Raw genomic sequence first — 501 nt, 5'->3', positions numbered from 1 at the left:
CAGAGATCAGCAGGCCACGCGCCCGCGCCAGCCGCGACATCACCGTGCCCATCGGCACGCCCAGCATGGCTGCGATATCGCGGTAGGCGAGGCCATTCACGTCGCGCAGCACGAGCGTTTCTCGAAAGGGTTGCGGCAGAGCGGCGATCGCCGCTTCCATGGCCGCCACGTCTGCCTTCGCGATCAGGCTCGCCTCCGGGCTTTCGCTCTCTGTCAGATCGACTGCGTGAGCGGCGCTCACCTCGTCGAGATCACCGAGGTCACCCACCGAGACGATGCTGCGCGGGCGATTGCGCGCCAGCCATGTGTAGCACGAGTTGCGAACGATGGTGAGCAGCCAGGCACGTGCATTGCCGCCTCCATAGCTTGCGATGTTGGCGTGTGCCTTCATGCAGGCGTCCTGCACGACATCCTCTGCGTCGGTGGCATTGCCGGTCAGCCAGCGGGCCAGCGAAAGCGCGTCGGCGAGATGGGGCATTACCACTTCGCCGAAGCGGTCGG

Annotated in this window: 1 protein-coding gene; it reads right to left on the bottom strand. The window is 66.1% G+C overall.

The features are described from left to right. A partial coding sequence (locus tag NKJ88_RS32975) for a sigma-70 family RNA polymerase sigma factor (protein ID WP_352446989.1) occupies positions 1–501 on the bottom strand: 501 nt, incomplete at both ends.

Origin of the sequence: Mesorhizobium sp. M0016 (assembly GCF_040324035.1) — a bacterium.
GTDB lineage: Bacteria > Pseudomonadota > Alphaproteobacteria > Rhizobiales > Rhizobiaceae > Mesorhizobium.
The sequence above is the reverse complement of the archived record's forward strand: the minus strand, read 5'-3'. Positions and strand labels throughout refer to the sequence as shown.